This window comes from Actinophytocola glycyrrhizae (genome assembly GCF_042653545.1).
Taxonomy (GTDB): domain Bacteria; phylum Actinomycetota; class Actinomycetes; order Mycobacteriales; family Pseudonocardiaceae; genus Actinophytocola; species Actinophytocola glycyrrhizae.
Map to the genome: position 1 here is coordinate 444,831 of NZ_JBHSIS010000010.1, position 25,032 is coordinate 469,862.

A 25,032-nucleotide genomic window follows, 5' to 3' on the forward strand; every position below is an offset into this window, starting at 1 on the left:
CGTCACGGCGTCCGGGCGACCACGAAGACGCGGCGGAACGGGAACCATGTCGTGCCGTCCGCGCGCCGCGGGTACTCGGCACGCAGCACGGGTGCCAGCTCGGCGCGGAACTGCGCCCAGTCCACATCGGACAAGGCAGTCCTGATCGGCCGCAGCGCCGTGCCCGTCACCCACTCCAGCACGGGATCGGCACCGGTCAACCGCTGCAGGTAGGTGGTCTCCCACGCGTCGACCGCGCAACCGGCGTCCGACAGCAGGCTCGCGTACCCCTCGGGGTCGAGCACGGCGTCGTCCTCACGCAGTACGAGCGGCTCGAGACGGTCCCGCCACCGCGGCGACGCGGCCAGCTCACGCACCCGCACGTGGGACGGCGCGCCGAAGTTGCCCGGCACCTGGAACGCGAGCCACGCCCGCCGCGGCAGCTGTTTCACCCAGCGCGCCAGCAGTTCCCCGTGTCCCGGCACCCACTGCAGCACCGCGTTCGACACCACCACGTCGGTGTCCGCAGCGGGCTGCCAGTCCCGCACGTCGAGCACGGACGCGTCGATCCCCCGTTCCAGGGCGGCCGCCACCATCTCCGCCGACGAGTCCGACGCCTCGATCCGCGCCGACGGCCACCGCGCGGCGAGTGTGGCGGTCAGGTTGCCCGGCCCGCAGCCGAGGTCGACGACCCGGCGCGGAGCCGCCGCGGCGACCCGGCCGACGAGGTCGAAGAACGGCCGCGAGCGGTGGTCTGCGAAGGCCAGGTACTCCACGGGATCCCACACAGCGCCTCCCAGCAAACCGTACATCCGTACTGTTTACTGTAGCGCTTCCCGGATCTTGACGGCCACCTCCGCGGCGACCGTCCGCACGGCATCGGGGTCCGTGCCGGGATCGGCCCTGACCTGCAGCACGATGCCGTCCCGGCCGGGCACCTTGCGCTGCACGAACCACGCTCCCCCGCCCGGCAGCTCCCGGTGGTGGCGCGACCTGATCGACTCGGTCACCCGCCGGTGCACGGCGTGCGGCAGCTTGCCAGGGTCGACCAGCGGATACCGGCGCGGCGTCCGGTCGGTCAGCAGGACCGCGTCCCCGGCCTCCCCCGTCTCGTCGGCCTCGATCACGACCAGCACGCCCTCGCCCCACGTGACCTTGCTGAGCAGGTGCCAGCCGATGCGGCGTGGCCCGGCGTCCGACGGCACCCACAGACCCAGCGTGGTCACCACGAGGTGCCCGCCGCCACGGACCTCCGCGGTGACGACGACATTCTCGTCCTTCTCGAGCGTGCCGGTGAAGCCCGACGGCGTGCCGTCGCCGATCACCTTGTCGAGCAGCTTTCGCAGGACACTCATGCGATTCCTCCCGCGGCCTGCTCCCCCAGCGCCTTGTAGTACTGCTCGAGCGCGACGAGGTCGCCCCACAACGCGCGCGCCTCGTCCGGTTCCTCGATCGGCGACAGGCGCTGCAGCCGCGACTTGATGTCGGCGATCTGCCCGGCCAGCAGCTGTCGCTGGAGCGCGGCGAGCATGCCGGCCGCGTACCGCTCGATCGCGTTCTGCCTGGTGGGGATGGCCTCCACGGCCAGCTCGGTGACCAGCGCGCGGCCGACCGCCGACTCGCAGCACTTCACCACGGCGTCGATCAGCTCCGCGCCCGCGAGCCCGCTCGCCGTGCCGCCCGCCTGCAACACCGCGCGGTGCAGCTCGGCGTACGCGGGGTGCGCGAACACCTCCTGCGGCAGCTGGTCGTACATGGGACCGGCGAACGCGGGCTCCTGCAGCGCGAGCTTGATCACCTCGCGCTGGACGTGCAGCCGCGGGTCACGCGGGTTCGGCCGGGGCGGCCCGTCGACATCGACCGCGAGCGCGCCCTGCCCGGGGTCCACCGGCCTGGCCGCCCGCCGCGCCGGTGCCTGCGTGCCACCGGCGGACTCGCGGACCCGCCGCACGACCGTCGCCGTGTCCTCCCAGCCGACCCAGCCCGCGAGCTGGCGCGCGTACTCGTCCCGCAGCGCCACCTCCTTGATCCGCGCCACCATCGGCACGGTCCGCCGCAGCGCCTCGACCCGGCCCTCCGCGTTGTCCAGGTTGTGCTCGGACAGCTCGGTCTTGATCGCGAACTCGAACAGCGGCCTTCGCCTGGCGACCAGGTCGCGCACCGCGACGTCGCCCTTGGACTGCCGCAGCTCGCACGGGTCCTGCCCGTCCGGCGCGATCGCGATGAACGTCTGCGCGGCGAACTTCTGGTCCTCGTCGAACGCCTTGCGGGCCGCCTTCTGGCCTGCCTCGTCGCCGTCGAAGGTGTAGATCACCTCGCCGCGGAACGCGTCGTCGTCCATGAGGAGCCTGCGCAGCACCGTGATGTGCTCGGTGCCGAACGCGGTCCCGCAGGACGCGACGGCCGTGAGCACACCGGCGAGGTGCATGGCCATCACGTCCGTGTAGCCCTCGACCACCACCACCTGGTGGCGCCGCGCGATCTCCCGCTTCGCGAGGTCGAGCCCGAACAGCACCTGCGACTTCTTGTAGATCGGGCTCTCCGCGGTGTTCAGGTACTTCGCCTGGATCTGGTCGTCGTCGTACAGCCGCCGCGCGCCGAAGCCGACGACGTCGCCGCCGAGGTCCCTGATCGGCCACAGCAGACGGCGGTGGAACCGGTCGATCGGGCCCTGCCTGCCCTCGCGGGACAGGCCACCCTTGATCAGCTCCTGCATCTCGAACCCGCGGCCCAGCAGGTGCTTGGTGAGCTTGTCCCAGCCCGCGGGCGCGTAGCCGCAGCCGAACGTCGTCGCAGCGGCCTGGTCGAACCCGCGCTCGGCGAGGAACTCGCGGGCCTTGACCGCCTCAGGCGTCGCGAGCTGTTCGGTGTAGAACTCCGCGGCCGCGCGGTGCGCGTCGACCAGCCTCGTCCTGGTGCCCTTGTCGCGCTGGCGGGTCGGCGGACCGCCTTCGTAGGTCAGCTGTATGCCGCTGCGCTCGGCGAGCCGCTCGACCGCCTCGACGAAGCTCAGGTGGTCGATCTTCATGAGGAAGGCGATGACGTCGCCGCCCTCGCCGCAGCCGAAGCAGTGGAAAGTGCCGTGGGTGGACCGCACGTTGAACGAGGGCGTCTTCTCGTCGTGGAACGGGCACAGGCCCTTCAGCGCGCCGCCGCCCGCCCGCCGCAGCGACACGTACTCGCCGACGATGTCGTCGATCCGATTGCGGTCGCGGACCGCGGCGATGTCGCTTTCCCGGATCCGTCCTGCCACGTTGTCCGAGTCTAGGCGTCCCCGCGGTCAGTAGGATGGCGGGTGTGACGGTCAGCGACGATGTCCTCGCGAAGGAGTTCTCGGCACACCGCGCGCACCTGATCGGCGTCGCCTACCGGTTGACCAGCACCGTCTCCGACGCCGAGGACGCCGTCCAGGAGGCGTGGCTGCGGCTGGCCGGTCTCGACGACGCCCGGCGCGCCGGGATCCGGGACCTCCGCGGCTGGCTCACGACCGTCGTCGGCCGCATCTGCCTCGACCGTTTGCGTTCGGCCGCCGCCCAGCGCGAGCGGTACGTCGGCCCGTGGCTGCCGGAACCGATCGTCACCCTGTACGGCGCGCAGCCCGGCGACGATCCACTGGAGACAGTCGTGCGGGACGAGGAGGTGCGGATGGCCGCGCTCGTCGTGCTGGACAACCTGTCGCCGGAACAGCGGGTCGCGTTCGTGCTGCACGACGCGTTCTCCGTGCCGTTCTCGGAGATCGCGACGATCCTCGGCGTCACGGAGGCGACCGCCCGCCAGCACGCCTCGCGCGGCAGGCGCGCGGTGACGGAGGCGGAACGGCCGGACCCCACCGACCTCGGCGCGCAACGCGAGATCGTCGAACAGCTGCTCGCCGCGATCCTGTCCGGCGACCTCGACGGTGTCGTCGGACTGCTGCACCCCGACGCCGTACTCGTCGGCGACAGCAACGGCAAGGCCCGCACGTCCCGCCGCCGTATGGTCGGCTCGGACAAGATCAGCCGCTTCCTGTTCGGCCTCGCCGAGATGTACGGCCCGCACCGCATCGCCCGCGGCGAACTGGTGCTGGTCAACGGCGACATCGGCATGGCGATCCCGGACATGCCGGAAGAGGGCGAGCTGCGGGCGCTCGACCGCAGGGTCGTCACCTTCGACGTCCGCGACGGGCAGATCAGCCGGATCTACGACGTCTGCAACCCGGACAAGCTCACGCACCTGCGGATCTGACGTCGGCGTCGGGAAGACGGCAGGCGTCGCCGGAGCTGAAGCCCTGGTCGCGGATGCCGAGCGCGCCGTACGTCCGCGCCCGCATGTTCTCCAGGCCGATCTGGTAGGTCAGCTCGACGACCGCCTCGTCGCCGAACTCCTCCCGCAGCCGTTCGACCTGCTCGTCGGTGACGCTCACCGGCGTCGTCGTCATCGCGTCGGCGTAGGCGACGGCCAGCCGCTCCTGCCGCGTGTAGGCCGGCGAGGTCAGGTAGTCGTCGATGTGCTTGAGCCGCTCGACGTCCAGGCCCTCGTGCTTCTGCAGCATCGTGCCGAAATCCACGCACCAGGAACACCCGAGCCGCTGCGCGACCCGGAACACGGCCAGGTCCCGCACGTTCGTCGGCAGCTTCCTGCTCGCCTTCCCTGCGGCCACCTCGTGCCGCGCGGCGGCCATGAACAGCTTCCGGTGCCGGGCCAGCACCGAGAACGGCTCGGGCACGACCCCCAACCGCCGCTTCGCGATCCAGTAGCCGATCCGGACCACCAACCCCGCGTCCTTCGTGGCCACCCCTGGGATTCTTGGCATTGTCTCCTCCTCGTTCACGGGGTGGACGAGGAGACGCCGCCAGGTGTGACAGGCGCGAACGGATCACTCGGCCGGGTCGGTCACCCTGGCGAGGAAGTAGACGACCCCGGTCTCCCGGTGCCGGACCACCAGCAGGAACGGCCGGTCCACGTGCACCTCGACCGGTTGCCCCGTCGGCAGCGACATGAGCCGCATCATCACCGCCGTGGCCGCCGCGCCCTCCAGCCCCTGCTCGTCGAGCTTGAGCACCGACTCGTGCAACACGGCCTGCACGGCCAGCTCGCTCGCGGTGATGCCGCCGAGGTCCGCGTCCCTGGTGAAGACCGTCCGCACCCCGACCTCGTTGAGCGGTGGCGACAGCTCGGCCTGCATGCGCACGTCGACCTTCGGCAGCCGCAACTCGACCTGCTCGTGTCGTGGCGCGCCCAGCAGGCCGGCCAGCCGGTCGGCGTCCAGACCGGGCTCCTCGGTCGCGAGGTCGGTGTCCGGCAACAGCACGACCGCCTCGACCCCGCCGACGGCCGGCATGCTGACGACCTGCCACCCGTCGGTGGCCGCGTAGCCCAGCCGCGCGGACAGCTCCATGGTCGGCACGTCCTTGACACCGCCCGGGGTGTGGAACGGCAGCGGCGTCGTCGCGCCCTCCGCGAACCGGTGCTTCCACGCGCACTTCAGGTACAGCGCGTTGACCAGCGCCGACACCGTGTCCTCGCGGATCGCGTCGGACGGCAGCAGCTCGGGGATGAGGTCCCTGGTCGTCTTCGCGACGTCCAGGTTGATCATGTCGCGGGCCCGCAGCGGGTTCTCCCGGAACGGCGCCTCCCGCACCATGCCGCTCGACCAGCGCCCCAGCTCGTCCACATAGGACGCGTACACGTCGATCGACTCGTCCGCCCACAACGTGTTGGCGACCGCGATCACCGGCTCGTCCTCGTTGTCCCGGTGTGGTTCCAGCACACCGGCGCGGGTCAGCAACGCCCCCAGCCCGGCGAGGTCACCGGACTTCTCCCCCACCAGCAGGACGGCCAGCTCGTCACGGGTCAGGCCGCGCGCGCCCTGCGCGACCAGCCCGAGCGCGGACGCCACCGAGAACGGCGACCAGCACGCGTTGGCGGCCAGGTCCGGCGCGGTGACGCGATGCAGTGTGAGAGCGAACGCGAGGTGGCGCGTCACTGGCTCCCCTTACCGGCGCGGACGAACCGTGGATCGAAGTCAGCCATGTCCTCGAGTGTGCCACGTCACCACGACACTTTCCGCTCCGCCCGCGAGCGCCTCGTGCCAGCTGACCGCCTGCGCGTCGGTCAGCGACGCCACCTGGTCGATCACCACGCGTAACCGCTCCGCGTCCCCCGTGGCTTCCTCCCACGCCGGCACGAACGCGGGCTCCAGCGCGGTCGGCCCCCGGTCCCCCAGCAGCGCCACCAGCTCGGCCAGCCACTCCCGCTGCCGCGCCTGCAACGCGAGCCGCTTCAGGTCGCTCATCACGTACCGCAGCGCGACCGCCTTCAGCAGCGCCACCTCCGCCGCCACCCTCGGCGGCACGACGAGGTCGGCCGCGTACCTGGTCAGCGGGGCGTCGCCGTACTCGGTGCGGGTGGCGGTGACCGCCGCGGACACGAACCGGCCGACCAGTTCGCTGGTGAGCCGCTTCAACGCGACCTGCGAGGTGAGCGAGCCGTCGTAGCCCGACTCGCTCAGTGCCGCCATCACCGGCAACCGCAGCAGCTCGCAGCCCGCGTCCTCCAGCTCGGACACCGACTCCTTGCTGAAGTACTTCGCGGCGAGCTCAGCGACCGCCACCCGCTCGACCCGGTCGCCGAGGTCGCGGATCGCGATGCGCCCGGCACGTACCCCGTCCTCGACGTCGTGCACCGAGTAGGCGACGTCGTCCGCCCAGTCCATGACCTGCGCCTCGATGCAGCACCGGTCCGCGGGCGCACCGGCCCGCAGCCACTCGAACACCGGCAGGTCGTCCTCGTAGACGCCGAACTTGTCGGTGCCCGCCATGCGCGGCCACGGGTACTTCGTCGCGGCGTCGAGGGACGCCCTGGTCAGGTTGAGGCCGTGGCCCGCGATCTTGGGCTCCAGCCTGGTCAGGATCCGCAGCGTCTGCGCGTTGCCCTCGAAACCGCCGCACGCCTGGGACACCGCGTCGAGCGCGCGTTCCCCGTTGTGGCCGAACGGCGGGTGCCCGATGTCGTGCGCGAGCCCGGCCATCTCCACGAGGTCCGGGTCGCAGCCGAGGTCCTCCGCGATGCCGCGGCCGATCTGCGCGACCTCGAGCGAGTGGGTGAGCCGGGTGCGGGGCGCACCGCTGACCTCGGACCCCTCGCCGGGCCCGACGACCTGCGTCTTGCCCGCCAGCCGCCGGAGCGCCGCCGAGTGGAGCACGCGGGCGCGGTCCCGGGAGAAGCCGCTGCGCAGCGGCGAGAGCGAGCCGGGCAGCAGCGCCGCCTTCTCCGGTTCCGCGAACTGGCGCGCGATGTCGTGCTCGCCGTACCCCGTGGTCATGTGGGGAAGGTTACTTGTCCGCACCGACATTTCCAGGCACGCCGATGTTGTCGGCTGGCGCCTTCATCGCGCGGTAGTACAGGAGCGCGGCGGTCTCGTACAGGATGTAGCGGATCTGCGTCTGCCTGGTCTGGACGATCGGGCCGCTGTGCGTCGGCGAGGTCCACGCGTCGAGGCCGGCGTCGGCGGCCATCGTCCTGGCACGCAGCGAGTGCCAGGGATCGCTGACGATCACCACGCTCCGCCAGCCGCGGCCGCGGATCTCCTCTGCGGCGGCCTCGATGCTGCCGAGCGTGTCGTTGCCCTCGCCGACGGGGATGACGTGGTCCTCGGGCACACCGTGCTCGGTGAGCCAGCGGACGCCCGCGGTGGCCTCCGTGTAGGTGTCGCCGGGCTGGTTGCCGCCGGTGGTGAGGATATAGGGGGCGACGCCCTGGTCGTAGAGGTCCTTCGCGTGCCGCAACCGGGCTTCGAGCACCTTCGACGGGGTGCCCGCGTACTGGGCCGCGCCGAGGACGAGCACCACGTCGGCGGCCGTCCGGTCGTCGTCGCGGGCGACCTGCCAGACCCGGAACCCGGTGCCGCCGACGACGAGCGCACCGACCAGGAACACACCGAGGAAGAGGCGCCCCAGGAACCGGCGCACGGATCTCGGTTCGTCGTGGCTCACTCCGGCCATCCTTCCAGACATGGTAGGTAAAACGTCGAATGCTACCCGCGAACCCTGACGCGGGCGGGGTGTCGGAGGTTGCTCACCGCCGAGTTGTCCACAGCCGGGGCGGTTGTCCACATGACGATCTTGAGCGGCGGCGGAGGTCGGTGGCGTCGGGTTTGCTTGCGCCGTGAACGAGAACCGCGCACTCCTCGACCTCGACGCCATTCCACGCGTCTTCGACCACCTCGTGGCACCGGCCACCGAGCTGATCGCGCTGGGCCTCAGCGGCCGCGCGATCCACGAACGCTGCCAGGAGGGCGGCCCGTGGCAGCGGCTGGAATCAGGGCTGGTGCTGCTCACGAACCAGCCGCCGAGCAGAACCCAGCGCATCCACGCCGCGCTGACCGTAGCGGGCCCGGGGGCCGTGCTGACCGGGGTGGACGCGCTGCGGCTGCACGAGATGGCGGCCGCGAGGCTGGAGGGCCCCGTGCACCTGCTCGTACCGCCGCGCCGACAACCCAGGCTGGTGGACGGCGTGCTGTTCGAACGCACCCACCAGCTTCCGGAACCACTGCACCTGGCCGGCTTCCCGGTGGCCCCGCTGCCGAGAGCGGCGATCGACACCTGTCGCCGCGCCAAGGCCGCCGAGCACGTCCGCGCGCTGCTGGGTGAGGCGATCTCCCGGGGCAGGATCACCCCGGCGACCCTCCGCGACGAACTGGACCGGGCAGGCCCGAGGGGCACCGCTCTCCCCCGCCGCATGCTGGCCGAGATCGACGACAAGGTCCGCTCGGTGGCGCAGGGCTGGGCGAAACGCCTGGTGCAGCGGGCGGGCCTGCCCATGCCGGCCTGGCGGGTCCCGATCACCTCGGCCAACGGCTCGCACGTGGCGACCGCCGACGCGTGGTGGGACGAGGTAGGGCTGGCGTGGGAGGTCGACTCCTACGTGTTCGACCTGTCCCCCGCGGACACCAAGGCGGCGCTGCGCAGAGCCGCCCGGCTGACCGCGTGCGGCGTGCTGGTGGTGCACACCCCACCGGCACAACTACGCGACGAACCGCAGGCGGTCGCCGACCTGCTGCGCGGCGCCTACGACCAGGCCACCACCCGCCCCCGCCCGGAGGTGACCGCCCATGTCTGAGGCCACCCGGCGACACCGCGGCCGCCACCCGCCTGCGCACCCCTACCAGCTCACCCACGAACCACCAGGTCCACGCCTGGACCATTACCTGGCCTCGGCACCGGGGGAACGCCCCTCCTGTCGGGTCCGCCATCGGAGGCACCATGAACTCGACCACCGCACGGTCTCGCGGCGGTACCCTCGTCCCCGGGTTCGATGTGACCCGCCGCCCGCGCCGGAGACGGCATGGTGAACACATCGGGACGAGACAACGGTCACCAGCGACACGCGGTGCCACCGTCAGCAACGCGGGCGCTGCGGCCACACGGCACCGGAACGCGGGTGATCCGATGATCCTGTCCCTTCCCGAAGCCAAGCGTGCCGCTCGCGCACTGCGCGCCGCGCTTCCCGACCTCAGCCACAGCCAGGCACTGGAGATCGTCGCCCACCAGCTCGGCCACCGGGACTGGAACACCGCGGCGGCGAGGCTCGCGGGCGGCACCGGCACCGCGGTGCCGGTGCTCCGCGTGTTCGACGTGCCGAGCGCGCACGAGTTCTACCTCGACTACCTCGGCTTCGGCGTCGAGTGGGAGCACCGCTTCGAACCGGGCTTGCCGCTGTACACGAGGATCCGGCGCGACCACCTGGTCGTCGACCTGTCCGAGCACCACGGCGACGGCACCCCGGGGTCCTGCGTGTGGGTCCCGGTCACCGACGTCCACGCGCTGCACCACGAGCTGTCGGCCAAGAACCACCCCAGGCAGCGACCGTGCGTCGACGAGCACGCCCCCGGCGGCCCGACCATGACGGTCACCGACCCGTTCGCCAACTCCATCCGCTTCTGCCAGGCGGCGGCCCGATGACCGCACTGACGGCCGAGGGTCTCGTCCTGCGCGGGTGGGAGCCCGGCGACGCCGCCGCACTCGTGGAGATCTACCGCGACCCCGCGATGCTGCGCTGGACGAGGTTCCCCGTCACTACGGCAGCGGAAGCGGAAGTGTGGGTGGCGAACCAGCAGGAAGGCTGGGCGGCGAACACCCGGCACAGCTTCGCCGTCCTGGACGACGAGCGACTCGTGGGCTGTGTCGCGCTGAAGCGCGGGATCGAGGTCGGCTACTGGACGGCGGCCCACGCACGCGGCCGTGACGTGGCCTCCCGTGCCGTCCGAGCGCTGACGGCATGGGCAATCGGCAATGGCGTCACCACCCTGGAACTCCGCCACCAGGTGGACAACGAGGCGTCCTGCCGAGTAGCCGAGAAATCCGGTTTCCGGTTACGGGAAACGCTGCCCGCGACGCCACCGTGGCCCTTACCCGGGCACCTCCACCTCCGCACCGGCTGACGACCGGGCCGAAGCCATCCGCGGTCCTCCATGCCTCGCCATGGCAAACGCGAGGGCGGGCCGGGGTGTCAGCAGCCGAGCAGCTGACCCGCGAGGTAGCCCTGGAGCTTGTCGAGCGACACCCGTTCCTGTGCCATCGAGTCCCGCTCCCGGACCGTCACGGCCTGGTCATGGAGCGTGTCGAAATCGACGGTCACGCAGAACGGGGTGCCGATCTCGTCCTGGCGGCGGTACCGGCGGCCGATGGCACCGGCGTCGTCGAAGTCGACGTTCCAGAACTGGCGCAGGGACGCGGCGAGGTCGCGGGCCTTCGGGGTGAGGTCGGGGTTGCGCGACAGCGGCAGCACCGCGACCTTCACCGGCGCGAGCCTGCGGTCGAGGCTGAGCACGACCCGCTGGTCGACGCCGCCCTTGGCGTTGGGGGCCTCGTCCTCGCGGTAGGCGTCGAGCAGGAACGCCATCATGGGGCGGCCGACGCCGGCGGCGGGCTCGATGACGAACGGGTGGTAGCGCGAGTTGGTGGCCTGGTCGAAGTACGACAGGTCCACCCCGGAGTGGTTGGTGTGGGTGGTGAGGTCGAAGTCGGTGCGGTTGGCGATGCCCTCCAGCTCGCCCCACTCCTGGCCGCCGAACCGGAAGCGGTACTCGATGTCGACGGTGCGCTTGGAGTAGTGCGACAGCTTCTCGGCCGGGTGCTCGTGGAGCCGCAGGTTGTCGGGTCTGATGCCGAGGCCGGTGTACCAGCGCAGGCGCTCGTCGATCCAGTACTGGTGCCACTCCTCGTCGCTGCCCGGCTCGACGAAGAACTCCATCTCCATCTGCTCGAACTCACGGGTCCGGAAGATGAAGTTGCCCGGTGTGATCTCGTTGCGGAACGACTTGCCGATCTGCCCGATGCCGAACGGCGGCCTGCGCCGCGAGGTGGTGAGCACGTTCAGGAAGTTCACGAAGATGCCCTGCGCGGTCTCCGGCCGCAGGTAGTGCAGTCCCTCGTCGGACTCGACCGGCCCGAGGTGGGTCCTCAGCATCATGTTGAACTCGCGCGGTTCGGTGAAGCCGCCGCGGACGCCGCAGTACGGGCACGGCACCTCGGACAGGTCCGCCTCGGTGACGTTCGTCCCGCTGCGTGCCGAGTACTCCTCGGCGAGCACGTCGGCCCGGAACCGCTTGTGGCACTCGGTGCACTCGACCAGCGGGTCGTGGAACGCGCTGACGTGCCCGGACGCCTCCCACACCTGCTTCGGCAGGATCACGGACGAGTCGATGCCGACGACGTCCTCGCGCCGCTGCACCATCGTGCGCCACCACTCGCGCTTGATGTTGTCCTTCAGTTCGACGCCGAGCGGCCCGTAGTCCCATGCGGAACGGGTACCGCCGTAGATCTCACCGCACGGGTAGACGAAGCCCCTGCGCTTGCACAGGTTGACGACGGTGTCGACGCGATCGGCTGGCATGAGCACTCCAACTTTCGCGCGCTCGCGGCCATGGCGTTCAATGGCGGTTGACGGGGCGCGGCCGACAAAGAGTACTCGGCAGCGGGCCACCCCGAACGAGTGATTTCCACTCGCTCAGCCCCGGTGCCACGGTTGCGGGCGGTAGGCGGATACCGCCATGAGGAGGACGACGTGCGCGAGCGGCGCTCGATGAAGGCGAAGCTGATCGAAGGCGAAGGCCCCCTGTCCCGGGTACCTCCCTTTGTGGTGTTCCTGCTGGTCGCCGCGATCTTCGTGGTCGGCATCCTGGTCGGCGGCGGGATCGGCGCACTGCTGCTGGGCCTGCTGGCGGCCGGCGTCGCGGTGTTGCTCGCCGTGACGTGGCAGGTGCTGTCGCCGAGCGAGCGGGCCGGCCGCGTGTTCATCCTGGCCGTACTGGCGGTCGTGGCTGTGTCGGTGCTGCTGACGAAATAGCGACGAAGCATAGGATGTTGAACACGGTAACCAATTTCCGTTCCAGCATCCCGACCGAGAGGACGATGTTCACCGTGACCTCGGATGCCACCTCGTCCCCGGAACTGGCAGTCCCCCACTCGACCGACCGCCCGACGGCCACCCGCGCCGAGCACCGCCCGGTGCACACCCTGTCGGCGGCGGGTGACCTGCTCCGCGCGCTGGCGGCGCCGGTCCGGATCGCCATCGTGCTTGAGCTGCGCGTCCACGACCGCTGTGTCCACGAGCTGGTGGAGACCCTCGGGGTGGCGCAGCCGCTGATCAGCCAGCACCTGCGCGTGCTGAAGTCGGCGGGCGTGGTCAACGGCGAACGCCACGGCCGCGAGGTGGTCTACCGTCTGGTCGACGAACACCTGTCACACATCGTCGTGGACGCGGTGGCACACGTCGAGGAAGGGGCCGGCAAGTGACGAATGGCGAGGGCCGCACCCCCACCGTCCCGGGAAGGCGCTCGACGAAGCAGCGCGCGGCGGTGGCCAGCCTGCTGGAACAGCTGGACGAGTTCCGCTCCGCCCAGGACCTGCACGAGGAGCTCCGCACCAGGGGCGAGGGCATCGGCCTGACCACGGTCTACCGAACCCTGCAGTCCCTGGCGGACGCTGGCGAGATCGACGTACTGCGCATCGACAGCGGCGAGGCCGTGTACCGCCGCTGCTCACGCCACCACCATCACCACCTGGTCTGCCGCGAATGCGGCCGCACGGTCGAGGTGGAGGGTCCTGCGGTGGAGAAGTGGGCGGAGAAGGTCGCCACGGAGAACGGCTTCTCGGAGATCAGCCACACCGTGGAGGTCTTCGGCACCTGCGCCGCGTGCGCGGCCTGCACCAGCTGACGCCCCTCGGCCGTGGGCGGACCACGAGCGTCACACCGCGCTGGTCAGCAGGTACCGCTCGTCCTCGATGGCGCCGCCCCACAACGCGGGATCGTCCAGCCGTCGCACGGTGGCCTCCCGGCGCCGGCCGAGCACCAGGGCCTGGCAGTCGGTCGCCGTCAGTCCGGCTCCGGTGAACCACCGGCCCTCGATGAGCACGAGGCGTCCGTCGGGTCGCAGCAACTCCACCCACCGGTCCAGCGCGGCGCCCGGGTCGGGCAGTGCCCACAGCACGTGCCGTGCCAGGACCACGTCACAGGACGCGCGGGGACAGGGCGGGACAGCGGCGTCCCCCTGCCGGAACTCCGCACGCACGCCCATGGCGTCGGCCTTCTTCCCGGCGGCGGCGACCATCCGGGCGGACAGGTCCACCCCTCGCACACTGTGTCCTGCCTGCGCGAGCAGCACGGCGAGGCTGCCCGTTCCGCACCCGAGATCAACCACTGACGCCGGTGCCGGCGGCAACAGCGGCAGGAGCAGGTCCGCCCACGCCGCCCGCACGTCCGGATCCCGCAAACCGTGGTCCGGCTGATCGTCGAACGTGGCGGCCCGCGCGTCCCAGAACGCCTGCGTCTGCTCCATGACCTGTCCAAACGCCGGTCCGGTGACAACCGGTCGCCCCAGGTGTGGCCTCCGGCCCCCGGGTTCAAGGCTACGGGACACCACCGACAGAAACGGGCTTTCGGCGGCCGGTTGTGGACGAACGAGGGAGCGGCGGTTGGCCTGTGTGCAACCGCCGCTCTGTGCGCCCCTCGTTGTCGGTGGGCCGTGGAAGAATGGTCACCGGGGGGCCGGGGGGCCGGGGGGCCGGGGGCCGGCGGCCGACCCCCGGTCCCAGATCAGCCGTCCTCGGGCAGGCCGTTTCGTCCGATCACGTCCGCGTACCAGCGGGCGCTTTCCTTCAACGTCCGCTTCTGGGTCGCGAAGTCGACGTGCACCAGGCCGAACCGCTTGGCGTAGCCCGCCGCCCATTCGAGGTTGTCCAGCAGCGACCAGCAGAAGTACCCGCGCAGGTCGACGCCCTGTTCGATCGCCGCGTGGGACGCGCGCAGGTGGCCGTCCAGGAAGGTGATCCGGTCGGTGTCGCGGACCGTGCCGTCCTCGGTCAGGGTGTCGGGGTACGCGGCACCGTTCTCGGTGATGTACATCGGCAGGCCGGGGCTCTGCTCGTTCAGGGACACCAACAACTCGGTGAGCCCCTCCGGCTGGACCTCCCAGTCCATCTCCGTGCGTGGGTGGCCCGACGTCAGGAACCGCACGTCCTCCGCGCCGACCCACTCCGACGGGCCGTCGGGTTCACCGCCCGCCTCGACCAGGTAGGCGCGGTAGTAGTTCACGCCGAGCAGGTCGATCGGCGCGCCGATCACCGCCAGGTCGTCGTCCTGGATCAGGTCCGGCAGGCCGTACGGCGCGAGGTCCACGAGCATGTCCTCCGGGTACTCGCCACGCAGCACCGGGCCGGTGAAGATCCGGTTCTGCAGCCCGTCGATGCGGCGGGCCGCGTCGACGTCCGCGGGCGAGTCCGTCACCGGGTGCACCGGGAACAGGTTCAGCGTGATGCCCGCGGGCGTGTCCGGGGCCTGCGCACGGATCTCGTTCATCGCCAGGCCGTGGCCCAGCAGCAGGTGGTGCACCGCCGCGATCGCCGCGCTGCCCGACGTGACGCCCGGCGCGTGCCTGCCGCTCGCGTACCCCGCGAACGCCGAGCACCACGGCTCGTTCAGCGTCAGCCAGCCCGTGACCCGGTCACCGAGCCTGCCGACCACCGCGGCGGCGTACTCCGCGAACCGGTACGCCGTGTCGCGGTTGGTCCACCCGCCCTTCTCCTCCAGCGACTGTGGCAGGTCCCAGTGGTAGAGCGTCGCCCACGGGCTGATCCCGTTGGCCAGCAACTCATCCACCAGCCGGTCGTAGAACCCGAGGTCGGCCATCCTCGGCCACGCCACCGAGAACCGGTACGCGCCGAGGCCGAGCGACCTCATCAACGCGACATCGTCGGCATAGCGGCGGTAGTGGTCGGCGGCCGGCTCACCCGTGTCGCCGTTGTGAACGGCACCGGGGCGGCGGCAGAAGTCGTCCCAGATGGACTCGACCCGGCCGTCCGCCGTGGTTGCTCCCTCGACCTGGAAAGACGCGGTGGCCGCGCCCCACACGAAACCAGTCGGGAAGCGGAGTGCGACGGACTCCGACTGTTCCGGCACAACTGACATGGTCACCCCTTCACAGCGCCCTGCATGATCCCGGCCACGATCTGGCGGCCGAGCACGACGAACACGAACAAGATCGGGATGGTGGCCAGCGTCGTGCCGGCCAGCACCAGTGAGTAGTCGATGTAGAAACCGCTCTGCAGCCGCTCGAGGGCGATCTGCACGGTCGGGTTCTCGGCGTTGAGCACCACCAGCGGCCACAGGAAGTCGTTCCACGACGTCATGAACGTGAACATGCCGAGGAACGCCGCGGCAGGCCGCACCGCGGGCAGCACCACGTGCCAGTACACGCGGATCATCGAGCAGCCATCGACACGCGCGGCCTCGATGAGCTCGTACGGCACCACCTGCAGCGTGTACTGCCGCATCCAGAACACGCCGATGGCGGTCACCAGGTTGGGCACGATCACCGCCTGAAGCTCGCCCGCCCAGCCGAACTCCGCCATCGCCATGTACAGCGGGATGATGCCGAGCTGTGTCGGCACCGCCAGCGTGGCGACCACGAAGAGGAACAACCCGTTGCGGCCGCGGAACCGCAGTTTGGCGAACGCGAACCCGGCGAGCGTGGAGAACAGCACGGTGGTCAACGTGACCGTTCCGGACACGACGACGCTGTTCCCCAGCGCCTTCCAGAACGGCACCGTGTCGAACACGCGCATCGCGTTGGACAGGAAGTTCCCGCCGGGCAGCAGCGGCGGCACCCGCTCGGTCAGCATCGAACTGTCGCGCGAGGCGACGAGGAACGACCAGAAGAACGGGAACACCGAGCCGATCAGGAACGCGATCAGCAGCCCGTACACCCAGAACGACGCCCGCTTGTCGCCGGTGGCCCGACGGCGGATCGTGCGCATGGACAGTGCCGTCACCGGTCGTCCTCCGTTCCGGACGACGCCAGCCGCCGCGTCAGCAGGAAGTTCACGACCGCGATGACGATGATCAGTAGGAACAGCACCCAGGCGACGGCGGACGCGTAGCCGAGCCGCTGCGTCTCGAAGCCCGTTTGGTACATGTACAAGGTGATCGTCTGGAACTGGTTGGACGAGCCACCGTTGTTGGAGCCCGGCATCGCGTCGAACAGCTTGGGCTCGGTGAAGATCTGCAACCCGCCGATGGTCGACGTGACGACCACGAAGATCAGTGTTGGCCGCAGCAACGGCAACGTGACGCTGAAGAAGCGCCGCGCCGCGTTCGCCCCGTCGATCATCGCCGCCTCGTGGATCTCCTTCGGGATCGCCTTCATCGCGGCCAGCACGATCAGCGCGTTGTAGCCGGTCCACCGCCAGTTCACCATCGTGGCGATGGCGAGGTGGGAGAAGAACCGGTTGCTCTGCCAGTCGACCCGGTCGAAGCCCAGTAGCTCCAGCATGCCGTTGACGAGCCCGTAGTTGGGCCCGAACAGGTTCGCGAAGATGATCCCGACGGCGACGAGGCTCACCACGTACGGCAGCAGGATCCCGACCCGCCAGCCCGTCGGCGCGCGCAGCCGCGTGTTCAGCAGCGCCGCGAGCCCCACCGCGACCACGATCTGCGGGCCGGTGGAGAGCACGAAGATGCTGAGCGTGTTGACCAGCGCGTTCCAGAACTGGCTGTCGGCAAGCAGTTCCGTGTAGTTGGCGAGCCCGATGAACGCGCCTTCGAGGTCGAGCAGATCGCGGTCGAACAGCGACAGGTAGGACGTGTACAGCAGCGGGAACAGCCCGACCACACCGAACACGATGAAGAACGGCGCGATGTACAGGTAGGGCGACCACTTGACGTCCATGTGGGACAGTCGTTGCCGCCACGTGAGCTTCGGTGGCCGGCGCGGTGGGGCGGGCGCCACCCCCTGGTGTGGCGCCCGCCCGGTTACCGTGGTCATCACTTCACGATCTTCTTGGCCGCATCGACCGCCTGCCGCCAGCCCTCCTCCGGCGACTTGCCCTGTTCGACTGCCTGCAGTGCCGGGCTCGTGGCGTTCTCCTGGATCTTGCCGTCGCCGGGCCCCTTGTACTGGGCCTTGCCGACCTTCTTCGCCATGGTGGCGAACAGCTGGCCGACCTGCACGTCACCGAAGTAGTCGTTGGTGCTGGCCAGCAGCTCCGGCGAGTCGAGTGCCTCGACCTGGCTCGGGAAGTTGCCGGTCTTCTCGAACGCCTTGATCTGCTGCTCCGGCGCGGTCAGCCACGCCGCGAGCTCCGCGGCCTCCTTGGGGTGCTCGGACTGCTTGGGCACCGCGAGGAACGAGCCGCCCCAGTTGCCGCCACCGTTCGGGAAGGCGTCGGTGACCGCCCACTTGCCCGCGTTCTCCGGGCCCGCCTGCTCCTTGACCACGCCGAGCATCCACGACGGGCACGTCTTGGTGGCGAACGCGCCCTGTTTGAACCCGGCGTTCCACTCCGGGCTGAACGCGACGAGCTTGGCGGTCTGCCCGCCCTTCGCTGCCGCGGTCACCTGGTCCCAGTTGGCCTTGATGTCCTTGTTGGACTCGAGCGCCAGTTCGCCGTCCTTGGTCAGGTAGCCCTCGTCGAGCTGGTTCTGCATCGCGTTGAAGATCTGCGACGCCGAGTCGAACCACGCCTTGCCGGTGGCCTTGACGTACTGGTCACCCGCGGCGAAGTACGAGTCCCACGACTCGAACATGGCCTTCACCGAGGCCTCGTCGCTCGGCATCTTCGCCGCATCGAGGAGATCCTTGCGGTAGCACATGGCGAGCGGGCCGATGTCGGTGCCGTAACCGACCCAGGTGCCGTCCTTCGCGGTGCCCGCCTGGTACTTCCAGTCGAGCCAGCGTTCCGGCTTGACGTCCTCCGGGCCGATCTCGGCCAGGTTGTTGAACAGGTGTGGCTTGTCGAGCACGTCGGGGAGGTGGCCCTCCTCGATCGCGACCACGTCCTCCAGGCCGGAGTTCGCGGCCAGCTTGGTCAGCAGCTGCTGGTGGTATGGACCGCCCTGTCCCGTCTTGTGGTGGACGATCTTGATGTTCGGGTGGAGGTCCTCGTACTCCTTCAGGAGATCCTCGTACCCGAACTCGGTGAAGGTGCCGATACTCAGCTCGATCTGCCCCGAACCAGATCCTGAGTCGGCGCCGGAGTCACCACACGCGGTCAGGCCCACCGCGGCGGCAAGGGCGATCGCGCCGGCGAACACCCGTCGTTGGTTGCTTCGCACGTCTGTTGTCCCTTTGCTTTGCGTCCAGAATTCTGGGAGCGCTCCCAGTTGGGGAGTACCGAGTGTGGTCCTGGTTACGGTGAAGTGTCAAGGACCTTCCGGGAGCGCTCCCAGAATCCGTTACACTTCCGTCATGCCGATGGACGAGCGCCCGACGCTGGAAGACGTGGCCGCGTACGCGGGCGTCTCCCGCTCGACCGCGTCACGCGCCCTGAACGACGACGCTTATGTGAGCACCCGCGCGAAGGAGAAAGTGCTGGGTGCGGCGCGCGAACTCGGCTACTCCCCCAACCAGGCGGCACGGTCACTCGTGACCCGGCGGACCGGTGCGGTCGCGGTGGTCCTTTCCGAGCCGGAGGCCAACGTACTCGACGACCCCTACTTCGCGTCGGTCATGCACGGCGCGTTCCGGGAACTCTCGGACGCGGGCGTGCAGATGCTGTTGATGTTCGTCGACACCCGCGACGACGTGCCGAGGACGATCAAGTTCCTGGAGGGCGGCCACGCCGACGGCGCGCTGGTGTTCGCGCCGCACAAGGGCGACCCGCTGCCGACCGCGCTGCGGCTGGCGCGGATCCCGGTGGTGTACGGCGGCCGGCCCGGCACCGGCAGGCGCGGCGCACACGCGGTCGACTTCGACAACGAGGGTGGCGCCCGCCTCGCCGTGGAACACCTGTACGACTCGGGAAGGCGCCGCATCGGCACGGTCACGGGCATGCTGGACCACCCGGCGGCGGCCGACCGCCTGGCCGGCTGGCGGAAGGGGCTGGAGGCAGCGGGCCTCGACCCGGCCGACCTGTCCGAACCGGGCGACTTCACGATGGCCAGCGGCGAGGTGGCGACCGCCAAGCTGCTGGCGCGCTGCCCCGACCTGGACGCCGTCTTCGCGGCGAGCGACCTGATGGCCGCGGGCGCGATGAAGGCCCTGCGGGCAGCGGGCCGCAAGGTGCCCAAGGACGTGGCGGTCATCGGCTTCGACGACCACCCGACCCTCGCCCCCGCGATGGAACCCCCGCTGACTTCGATCCACCAGGACCCGCGGCAGCAGATCCGCGAGATGGTGAAGAAGCTGCTGTCCCTGCTGGGGGGCGAGAACATCCGCCCGGAGACCACCGTGCTCCCGGTGACGCTGGCGGTCCGCGACTCGACGTGACCGGGCCCTGGCTTCGTGCCCTGAAAGGCGCGTTCAGGGCGCTGAGCGCCACGAAAGGACCATCGACGGCGTCGTGGATGCCTTAAGCCTGGGGGTGCGGCGGGTGCGGATGCCTGTCCTGGTCGTCATCGCAGTGCCGCGCGGCTCTTGCGGGTGTCCGGATGGTCCTCCCCCAGCACCCGGGTGCGGGCGGCGAGGATCTCGCGGTGCCGCGCCGCCGCCTCGGCCGGGTAGGCGCGGTGGCGCAGCAGGTTCGCCGCGTCGAAGCGGGCTTCCAGCGTGTTCGGGTGATCAGGTCCGTACAGCGAGGTCAGGCCCGACACCACCGCCGCCTGCGCGGTGGCGGCGGCGGCGAACTCGCCTCGTGCCGCGGCGATGCGGGCCAGGCCCTGCTGGATGGCCAGCGCGCAGCTGTGTGACCGAGGGCGGTCGTCGCGGTCCGCCGCCGCCAGGAACTCCTGTTCGGCCTCGTCGAGCTGCCCGACCCGCACCAGCGCGACGCCCAGCATGTGCCTGGCGCACAACGTCATCGAGTCCCGCGGGCCGCCGGTCCGCCGCAGCGCGTCGATCGCGTCGTCGAACACCTCGACCGCTGCCGATGGCTGGTCGGCCATCAGCAGCACGTCACCCAGCACCAGCAGCGTGGCGCGCACCAGCGGGGACCGCGGGCCCCACCGCTCCCGTGCCGTCGCCAGCAGCGACCGCAGCTCGACGACCGCACCGTCGGCGTCGCCCATGGCGGCACGCAGGTGTTCGATCGACGCGCGCACCAGGTAGTTGTTCTGGTCTCCCGACGCGAACTCCAGCGACCGGTACAGCTCCAGTGCCTCGGCGAACCGGCCGAGCGCGAACAGCACACCGGCCCGGCCCTGCCGTGCGACCAGCGCGATCGGGCCGTGTCGTGCCGCGTCGGCCACCGAGGTGAACTCGGTCAGCGCCGCGGGCAGGCGGTCCAGCTGGAAAAGCAGGTCGGCCAGCACGGTGCGGGCCTCGAACTGCTGGTGCGGGTCCGGTGCGTCGGCGATGTTGACCCGCAGCAGGTCCTCCGCCTCGTCGGCACGGCCAAGGCGCGCGAGCGTGCCTGCCAGGTAGCGGCGGCTCTCCACCGTCGCGGGCACCGCCGTGCCCAGCGACCGTTCCCGTTCCAGCAGCACCGACGTGTGCAGCGCCGCGGCGTCCGCGAACCGGCCCTGCGTGAACCGCACCAGCGCGAGGCTCACCCGGCTCTGCAGCGTCTCCGGGTGGTTCAGCCCGTACTCGCGGGCGTAGGACTCGATGGTCGTCGCGGCGATGCCCGCCGCCTCGTCGGCGCGGCCGTCGACCGCGATCAGCAGCGCGAGCTGCTGCCAGGCGGCGAGGGTCTCGGGGTGGAACGGCTCGCCCCGCTTCACCCGCGCGGACAGCACCGCCCGGTACTCGGCCTCCGCCTCACTCAGCCTGCCCACCTCGTGGAGCGAACGCGCGAGCTCGTACCGGTCGACGAGCCTGCGCTCCCGCCTAGTGCTCATAGGGGTCCTCGGGCTCCGGGATGCCGCGCACCGCGTGCACGGTGGCGGAAGGGACGTAGGCGTTGTCCCGGGTCGCCGACCCGGGCCGCAGCATGGCGTCGACCTCGATCCAGCTGTCGTCCGCCAGATGGGACAGCTCCTGCCCGAGCAGTTTCACCTTGACCGGGAAGGCATCCGCCGCGCAGCAGCCTATCGCGAGCCGCGCCACGAACGTGTCGTCGCCTTCCTGCACGACGAACCCGGTGAGCCGGGCGGTGCGGTTGTCCAGCGAGTGCCCCCGGTCCCACGCGGCCCGCGACGAGAACTCGCTGAGCGGCAACGCGATCGGGTCCCCCGGCGGCAGCGCGGGGAAGACGGCCGAGCCCTCCCCTTCCGTCGAGGGGACCTCGGGCCGGTTGCCTGCCGCGCGTTCCACCGAGTCCGACCCCAGCGGCGGCGGTCCGATGAGGAACACCGCGAACACCGGAAGCACCAGCAGCCACGCGCTGCGTGCCGAGTGCGCGTGGCCGTGGTCGTCGAGGTCGCGGTTGCCGCGCAGCTCCCGGACGATCGACACCGCCGCGAGCAGGATCATGATCGCGCCACCGGTGATCAGCAGCCACTGGTGACTCGGCTTCACGTACCGCAGGTAGGTGCCGGTGAACGAGATCTTCAGCAGCGCACCGCCCAGCAGCACCAGCAGGATGTTCTGCGTCTCACGCCTCATGCGGGCAACACCACGATCCCCACGACGACCGCGCACAGCGTCGCGACCGCGAACGTCATCGGCGCGAAGCGTACGGCGAACCGGCGGCCGAGCGTGCCCGCCTGCAGCATGAACAGCTTGATGTCGATCGCGGGTCCCACGACCAGGAACACCAGCTTCGGCAGCAGCGGCATGGTCGACAGGGACGCCACCACGAACGCGTCCGCCTCACTGCACAGGGCCAGCACGACCGCGAGGACCGCCATCACGAACACGCCGAGCAGCACCTGCTCGCCGAGCGCGTCGGTCCACGACCTCGGCACCACCACGTTGAGCACCGCCGCCGTCAGGCCGCCGATCACCAGGAACCCGCCCGCGTCGACCAGGTCCTGGCGCGCGGTCTCGAAGAACACGCCCCAGCGGCCGCGGTTGTCGTGGTGCTCGGGCAGCCGTCGCAGCACCCGTTCGGCGAACCACTCCATCCGCCCGAACCGCGCCCAGATCCAGCCCATGACGACCGCGGTGGCGAGCGAGCCGAGGAACCGGGCGAGCACCATGCGCGGCTCGCCTGGGAACGCGACCGCGGTGGCGACCAGCACGATCGGGTTCACGGCGGGCGCCGCGAGCAGGAACGTGACGGCGACCGAAGGCGGCACCTCCTGCTGGATCAGTCGCCGGGCCACGGGCACCGCCGCGCACTCGCAGTTCGGCAGGGCCATCCCGGCGACCCCCGCGACCGGCACGGCGAGCGCGGCCCGCTTCGGCAGGACCCTGCGCAGCCGGTCGGCGGACACGAACGCGGCGATCGCACCGCTGATCAGCACCCCGATCACGAGGAACGGCAGCGCCTGCACGCACACGGCCACGAAGATCGTGGCGCCGGTCTGGACGGCCTTGGCGTCGAGCAGGTCGGTGAGCCAGCTCTGTCCGATGATCGCGAGCACGAGCAGCGCGCACAGGATCTCGAGCGAGGTGATCCGTCGCCGGGGCGGCGACTCCCGGACGGTCTCGGTCACCCGGCCTTGGCCTCGCCGATCAGCTCGGTCCGCAGCTGCGACGCGGTGGACACGACCAGCATGAGCAGCGTGCCGAGCGCGGTCACGCTGATCCCGTCGGCGGGGAACGCGTACCGCAGCGTGACATCCATGCCGCGGTCGGTGTGCACGACACCGAGCGTGCCGAACAGGCCCTGACCGGCGCGTTCCGCGGCGGAACGGGCGAGGTTGGGGTCGTCGGGCAGGTCCCAGGCGACGACACAGGTGAGGCTGAGGACCGTCAGGCCTTCCGCGAGCTGCATGGCCTGGACCGCGCACGGGACGTCCACGTGCCGGAAGGTGAGCGCGCCGTCGTCGTCGACGTGCACGTCGTGGAAGGTCTCGAGCGCCGCGCGGGCCTTGGTGAGCAGATCCGCCGTGCTCATCGCTTCCTGTTCAGTCATGCCTCTCCCTTGAGTGCTGCGGCGACCTCGTCGCTGTCCTTGGCGCTGCCGAACCGGCGGTCCCGTCGCGCGTACTGCTCGCAGGCACGCCACAGGTCGCGCCGGTCGAAGTCGGGCCACAGGATGTCCTGGAACACCAGCTCAGCGTAAGCGGACTGCCACAGCATGAAGTTGGAGGTCCGCTGTTCGCCGGACGGGCGGATGAACAGGTCGACGTCGGGCATCTCCGGCTGGTACAGGTACTTGGCGACGGTCCGCTCGGTGACCTTCTCCGGGTTGAGCCTGCCCTCGGCGACGAGGCGGGCGATCTCGCGGGCGGCGTCGCCGATCTCGGCGCGGCCGCCGTAGTTGATGCACATGGCCAGGTTGAGCACGTCGTTGTGCCTGGTGCGCTCGGCCGCGGACTCCAGTTCGGCGATGACCGACCGCCACAGCTTCGGCCGCCGTCCCGCCCACCGCACGCGCACCCCCATGGCGTCCAGCTCGTCGGTGCGGTTGCGGATGACGTCGCGGGAGAAGCCCATGAGGAAGCGGACCTCCTCGGGGCTGCGGCGCCAGTTCTCGGTGGAGAACGCGTACAGGGACAGCCATTTGACGCCCAGCTCGATGCAGCCCTTGGCGACCTCGACGACCTGGGCCTCGCCGCGTTTGTGCCCTTCGATGCGGGTGAGGCCGCGCTGGTTGGCCCAGCGCCCGTTGCCGTCCATCACGATCGCGACGTGCCTTGGCACGAACTGGGCTGGGATCGCGGGCGGCTTCGCACCGGACGGGTGCGGCTCGGGAGGTTGTGGTCGGGTACGGCGACGGAGCATGAGGGGGACCCTACTGAGCGGAGCTTGCGGAGCGAACATCACTACTGAGCGGAGCTTGCGGAGCGAACATCACTACTGAGTGGCCTGAATGCCTCTGCGCTCCACCAGCGGCAGCGACCTGAGCTGCCGTTCGAGGTGCCACTGAAGCAGGGCGGCGATGAGGCCGGAGCCTTCGCGGCGGGCGTTGTTCGTGCACTGTTCCGCGACGTCCCACCGGCCGAGCTGCAGCGCGTTCATCAGGTCGAGCGTCTCCGGCGCGGGTGCCGCCGACCCGGCGGGACGGCAGCGCGGGCACACCGAGCCGCCCGCCTGCACGGAGAAGCTGCGGTGCGGCCCTGGCGCGTTGCAGCGGGCGCATTCGTTGACCGCGGGTGCCCATCCCGCGAACGCCATCGCGCGGATGAGGAAGGCGTCCAGCACGAGCGAGGGGTCCCGTTCCCCGTCCGCGAGCGCGCGGAGCGCACCGGTGACCAGCAGGTAGAGCCGCAGGACCGGCTCGCCTTCCTCGGCGGACATCCGGTCGGCGGTCTCCAGTACCGCGCACGCGGCCGTGTAGCGCTGGTAGTCGGTGACGATGCCGGCGCCGAACGCGTCGATGGTCTGCACCTGGGTGATCACGTCGAGCGTGCGGCCGGTGTAGAACTGCACGTCGACGTGCGCGAACGGCTCGACCCGCGCACCCAGCCGCGAGGTCGTGCGCCGTACTCCCTTGGCCACGGCACGCACCTTGCCGTGGCGCTGCGTGACGAACGTGATGATCCGGTCGGCCTCACCGAGCTTCTGCACCCGGAGGACCACCCCGGTGTCGCGGTAGAGGCTCACAGTCGCGCAGCTTACCGGCGAGCACCGACAGTTTCGTGCCACTC

General features: G+C 70.6%; 27 protein-coding genes. 8 read left to right on the forward strand and 19 right to left on the reverse strand.

The genetic code is table 11. From position 1 onward, the window contains the following. Positions 1 to 2: 2 nt before the first annotated feature. Genes ACFPCV_RS23785 through dnaG form a run of 3 tightly spaced genes read right to left on the reverse strand, consistent with a single transcriptional unit; the run spans position 3 to position 3,232 of the window. Positions 3 to 767 carry a trans-aconitate 2-methyltransferase gene (locus ACFPCV_RS23785; protein ID WP_378058501.1) on the reverse strand — a complete coding sequence of 255 codons (765 nt, stop codon included), beginning with the start codon at positions 765 to 767 and terminating at the stop codon, positions 3 to 5. 33 nt (positions 768 to 800) lie between these two features. Further along, the gene (locus ACFPCV_RS23790) at positions 801 to 1,334 is read right to left on the reverse strand and encodes a hypothetical protein (protein ID WP_378058502.1); all 534 of its coding nucleotides are present in this window, start codon (positions 1,332 to 1,334) and stop codon (positions 801 to 803) included. Further along, positions 1,331 to 3,232, reverse strand: coding sequence for a DNA primase (gene dnaG / locus ACFPCV_RS23795; RefSeq protein WP_378058503.1), 1,902 nt, complete (start codon positions 3,230 to 3,232; stop codon positions 1,331 to 1,333). The genes ACFPCV_RS23790 and dnaG overlap by 4 nt, the downstream gene beginning before the upstream one ends. 35 nt (positions 3,233 to 3,267) lie before the next feature. On the opposite strand from dnaG, the gene ACFPCV_RS23800 reads away from it, so the two are divergent. Beyond that, positions 3,268 to 4,203, forward strand: a complete 936-nt coding sequence (locus ACFPCV_RS23800; RefSeq protein ID WP_378058504.1) for a sigma-70 family RNA polymerase sigma factor — start codon at positions 3,268 to 3,270, stop codon at positions 4,201 to 4,203. Here ACFPCV_RS23800 and ACFPCV_RS23805 read toward each other — a convergent pair. The 4 genes from ACFPCV_RS23805 to ACFPCV_RS23820 form a co-directional block, all read right to left on the reverse strand. Next, entirely contained in the window at positions 4,184 to 4,771 is a 588-nt protein-coding gene (locus ACFPCV_RS23805) for a carboxymuconolactone decarboxylase family protein (protein ID WP_378058505.1), read from the reverse strand. The genes ACFPCV_RS23800 and ACFPCV_RS23805 overlap by 20 nt on opposite strands. A gap of 63 nt (positions 4,772 to 4,834) precedes the next feature. Next, positions 4,835 to 5,944 (reverse strand): serpin family protein, encoded by a 1,110-nt coding sequence (locus ACFPCV_RS23810; RefSeq protein WP_378058506.1) that lies wholly within the window; start codon positions 5,942 to 5,944, stop codon positions 4,835 to 4,837. Between the two features lie 39 nt (positions 5,945 to 5,983). Further along, a complete protein-coding gene (locus tag ACFPCV_RS23815; RefSeq protein ID WP_378058507.1) occupies positions 5,984 to 7,282 on the reverse strand; it encodes a deoxyguanosinetriphosphate triphosphohydrolase in 1,299 nt (432 codons plus the stop codon). Positions 7,283 to 7,292: 10 nt separating this feature from the next. Then, positions 7,293 to 7,952 (reverse strand): YdcF family protein, encoded by a 660-nt coding sequence (locus tag ACFPCV_RS23820; RefSeq protein WP_378058508.1) that lies wholly within the window; start codon positions 7,950 to 7,952, stop codon positions 7,293 to 7,295. Positions 7,953 to 8,124: 172 nt separating this feature from the next. On the opposite strand from ACFPCV_RS23820, the gene ACFPCV_RS23825 reads away from it, so the two are divergent. From ACFPCV_RS23825 to ACFPCV_RS23835, 3 genes are all read left to right on the forward strand, one after another. Continuing rightward, the gene (locus ACFPCV_RS23825; RefSeq protein ID WP_378058509.1) at positions 8,125 to 9,078 is read left to right on the forward strand and encodes a hypothetical protein; all 954 of its coding nucleotides are present in this window, start codon (positions 8,125 to 8,127) and stop codon (positions 9,076 to 9,078) included. Between the two features lie 329 nt (positions 9,079 to 9,407). Beyond that, positions 9,408 to 9,920, forward strand: coding sequence for a glyoxalase superfamily protein (locus ACFPCV_RS23830; RefSeq protein ID WP_378058510.1), 513 nt, complete (start codon positions 9,408 to 9,410; stop codon positions 9,918 to 9,920). Continuing rightward, a complete protein-coding gene (locus ACFPCV_RS23835; protein ID WP_378058511.1) occupies positions 9,917 to 10,399 on the forward strand; it encodes a GNAT family N-acetyltransferase in 483 nt (160 codons plus the stop codon). Before ACFPCV_RS23830 ends, ACFPCV_RS23835 begins: the two co-directional genes overlap by 4 nt. 68 nt (positions 10,400 to 10,467) lie before the next feature. Here ACFPCV_RS23835 and ACFPCV_RS23840 read toward each other — a convergent pair whose 3' ends face one another. After that, entirely contained in the window at positions 10,468 to 11,853 is a 1,386-nt protein-coding gene (locus tag ACFPCV_RS23840; RefSeq protein WP_378058512.1) for a glycine--tRNA ligase, read from the reverse strand. A 171-nt stretch (positions 11,854 to 12,024) separates the two neighbouring features. Between ACFPCV_RS23840 and ACFPCV_RS23845 the strand changes: the two genes are divergently transcribed. The 3 genes from ACFPCV_RS23845 to ACFPCV_RS23855 all read left to right on the forward strand — a co-directional run bounded on the left by ACFPCV_RS23845 (position 12,025) and on the right by ACFPCV_RS23855 (position 13,177). Then, positions 12,025 to 12,306, forward strand: coding sequence for a DUF6703 family protein (locus ACFPCV_RS23845; RefSeq protein ID WP_378058513.1), 282 nt, complete (start codon positions 12,025 to 12,027; stop codon positions 12,304 to 12,306). A 65-nt stretch (positions 12,307 to 12,371) separates the two neighbouring features. Then, positions 12,372 to 12,755, forward strand: coding sequence for an ArsR/SmtB family transcription factor (locus ACFPCV_RS23850; RefSeq protein WP_378058514.1), 384 nt, complete (start codon positions 12,372 to 12,374; stop codon positions 12,753 to 12,755). Further along, entirely contained in the window at positions 12,752 to 13,177 is a 426-nt protein-coding gene (locus ACFPCV_RS23855; protein ID WP_378058515.1) for a Fur family transcriptional regulator, read from the forward strand. Before ACFPCV_RS23850 ends, ACFPCV_RS23855 begins: the two co-directional genes overlap by 4 nt. A 30-nt stretch (positions 13,178 to 13,207) precedes the next feature. On the opposite strand, the gene ACFPCV_RS23860 is transcribed toward ACFPCV_RS23855, so the two are convergent. From ACFPCV_RS23860 to ACFPCV_RS23880, 5 genes are all read right to left on the reverse strand, one after another. Beyond that, positions 13,208 to 13,798 (reverse strand): class I SAM-dependent methyltransferase, encoded by a 591-nt coding sequence (locus ACFPCV_RS23860; protein ID WP_378058516.1) that lies wholly within the window; start codon positions 13,796 to 13,798, stop codon positions 13,208 to 13,210. A gap of 257 nt (positions 13,799 to 14,055) precedes the next feature. Continuing rightward, on the reverse strand, positions 14,056 to 15,426 hold the full coding sequence (locus ACFPCV_RS23865) for a GH1 family beta-glucosidase (protein WP_378058517.1): 1,371 nt from the start codon (positions 15,424 to 15,426) through the stop codon (positions 14,056 to 14,058). Positions 15,427 to 15,428: 2 nt separating this feature from the next. After that, complete coding sequence (locus tag ACFPCV_RS23870) at positions 15,429 to 16,274, reverse strand: carbohydrate ABC transporter permease (protein WP_378058744.1); 846 nt, start codon at positions 16,272 to 16,274, stop codon at positions 15,429 to 15,431. 11 nt (positions 16,275 to 16,285) lie between these two features. Continuing rightward, complete coding sequence (locus ACFPCV_RS23875; protein WP_378058518.1) at positions 16,286 to 17,281, reverse strand: carbohydrate ABC transporter permease; 996 nt, start codon at positions 17,279 to 17,281, stop codon at positions 16,286 to 16,288. Continuing rightward, positions 17,281 to 18,570 carry an ABC transporter substrate-binding protein gene (locus tag ACFPCV_RS23880; RefSeq protein ID WP_378058519.1) on the reverse strand — a complete coding sequence of 430 codons (1,290 nt, stop codon included), beginning with the start codon at positions 18,568 to 18,570 and terminating at the stop codon, positions 17,281 to 17,283. The genes ACFPCV_RS23875 and ACFPCV_RS23880 overlap by 1 nt, the downstream gene beginning before the upstream one ends. Before the next feature lie 133 nt (positions 18,571 to 18,703). Between ACFPCV_RS23880 and ACFPCV_RS23885 the strand changes: the two genes are divergently transcribed. Next, the gene (locus ACFPCV_RS23885; protein WP_378058520.1) at positions 18,704 to 19,723 is read left to right on the forward strand and encodes a LacI family DNA-binding transcriptional regulator; all 1,020 of its coding nucleotides are present in this window, start codon (positions 18,704 to 18,706) and stop codon (positions 19,721 to 19,723) included. Positions 19,724 to 19,848: 125 nt separating this feature from the next. Here the strand turns inward: ACFPCV_RS23885 and ACFPCV_RS23890 are convergent, their stop codons facing one another. From ACFPCV_RS23890 to recO, 6 genes are all read right to left on the reverse strand, one after another. After that, positions 19,849 to 21,231 (reverse strand): tetratricopeptide repeat protein, encoded by a 1,383-nt coding sequence (locus ACFPCV_RS23890; RefSeq protein ID WP_378058521.1) that lies wholly within the window; start codon positions 21,229 to 21,231, stop codon positions 19,849 to 19,851. Then, positions 21,221 to 21,937 carry a TIGR03943 family putative permease subunit gene (locus tag ACFPCV_RS23895; RefSeq protein ID WP_378058522.1) on the reverse strand — a complete coding sequence of 239 codons (717 nt, stop codon included), beginning with the start codon at positions 21,935 to 21,937 and terminating at the stop codon, positions 21,221 to 21,223. Before ACFPCV_RS23895 ends, ACFPCV_RS23890 begins: the two co-directional genes overlap by 11 nt. After that, complete coding sequence (locus ACFPCV_RS23900) at positions 21,934 to 22,932, reverse strand: permease (RefSeq protein ID WP_378058523.1); 999 nt, start codon at positions 22,930 to 22,932, stop codon at positions 21,934 to 21,936. The genes ACFPCV_RS23895 and ACFPCV_RS23900 overlap by 4 nt, the downstream gene beginning before the upstream one ends. Continuing rightward, a complete protein-coding gene (locus ACFPCV_RS23905) occupies positions 22,929 to 23,354 on the reverse strand; it encodes a YbjN domain-containing protein (protein ID WP_378058524.1) in 426 nt (141 codons plus the stop codon). Before ACFPCV_RS23905 ends, ACFPCV_RS23900 begins: the two co-directional genes overlap by 4 nt. Then, a complete protein-coding gene (locus ACFPCV_RS23910; RefSeq protein WP_378058525.1) occupies positions 23,351 to 24,166 on the reverse strand; it encodes an isoprenyl transferase in 816 nt (271 codons plus the stop codon). Before ACFPCV_RS23910 ends, ACFPCV_RS23905 begins: the two co-directional genes overlap by 4 nt. Before the next feature lie 72 nt (positions 24,167 to 24,238). Then, positions 24,239 to 24,988: a DNA repair protein RecO gene (gene recO / locus ACFPCV_RS23915; protein ID WP_378058526.1), complete on the reverse strand. Its 750-nt coding sequence runs from the start codon at positions 24,986 to 24,988 to the stop codon at positions 24,239 to 24,241. Positions 24,989 to 25,032: the final 44 nt, after the last annotated feature.

Excerpts from the sequence above, each read along its gene's own strand:
- ACFPCV_RS23790 (WP_378058502.1), bottom strand. The coding sequence starts at position 1,334 with ATGAGTGTCCTGCGAAAGCTGCTCGACAAGGTGATCGGCGACGGCACG.
- ACFPCV_RS23800 (WP_378058504.1), top strand. The coding sequence starts at position 3,268 with ATGGCGGGTGTGACGGTCAGCGACGATGTCCTCGCGAAGGAGTTCTCG.
- ACFPCV_RS23805 (WP_378058505.1), bottom strand. The coding sequence starts at position 4,771 with ATGCCAAGAATCCCAGGGGTGGCCACGAAGGACGCGGGGTTGGTGGTC.
- ACFPCV_RS23815 (WP_378058507.1), bottom strand. The coding sequence starts at position 7,282 with ATGACCACGGGGTACGGCGAGCACGACATCGCGCGCCAGTTCGCGGAA.
- ACFPCV_RS23830 (WP_378058510.1), top strand. The coding sequence starts at position 9,408 with ATGATCCTGTCCCTTCCCGAAGCCAAGCGTGCCGCTCGCGCACTGCGC.
- ACFPCV_RS23835 (WP_378058511.1), top strand. The coding sequence starts at position 9,917 with ATGACCGCACTGACGGCCGAGGGTCTCGTCCTGCGCGGGTGGGAGCCC.
- ACFPCV_RS23840 (WP_378058512.1), bottom strand. The coding sequence starts at position 11,853 with ATGCCAGCCGATCGCGTCGACACCGTCGTCAACCTGTGCAAGCGCAGG.
- ACFPCV_RS23850 (WP_378058514.1), top strand. The coding sequence starts at position 12,372 with ATGTTCACCGTGACCTCGGATGCCACCTCGTCCCCGGAACTGGCAGTC.
- ACFPCV_RS23860 (WP_378058516.1), bottom strand. The coding sequence starts at position 13,798 with ATGGAGCAGACGCAGGCGTTCTGGGACGCGCGGGCCGCCACGTTCGAC.
- ACFPCV_RS23865 (WP_378058517.1), bottom strand. The coding sequence starts at position 15,426 with ATGTCAGTTGTGCCGGAACAGTCGGAGTCCGTCGCACTCCGCTTCCCG.
- ACFPCV_RS23870 (WP_378058744.1), bottom strand. The coding sequence starts at position 16,274 with ATGCGCACGATCCGCCGTCGGGCCACCGGCGACAAGCGGGCGTCGTTC.
- ACFPCV_RS23875 (WP_378058518.1), bottom strand. The coding sequence starts at position 17,281 with ATGACCACGGTAACCGGGCGGGCGCCACACCAGGGGGTGGCGCCCGCC.
- ACFPCV_RS23885 (WP_378058520.1), top strand. The coding sequence starts at position 18,704 with ATGCCGATGGACGAGCGCCCGACGCTGGAAGACGTGGCCGCGTACGCG.
- ACFPCV_RS23890 (WP_378058521.1), bottom strand. The coding sequence starts at position 21,231 with ATGAGCACTAGGCGGGAGCGCAGGCTCGTCGACCGGTACGAGCTCGCG.
- ACFPCV_RS23895 (WP_378058522.1), bottom strand. The coding sequence starts at position 21,937 with ATGAGGCGTGAGACGCAGAACATCCTGCTGGTGCTGCTGGGCGGTGCG.
- ACFPCV_RS23905 (WP_378058524.1), bottom strand. The coding sequence starts at position 23,354 with ATGACTGAACAGGAAGCGATGAGCACGGCGGATCTGCTCACCAAGGCC.
- ACFPCV_RS23910 (WP_378058525.1), bottom strand. The coding sequence starts at position 24,166 with ATGCTCCGTCGCCGTACCCGACCACAACCTCCCGAGCCGCACCCGTCC.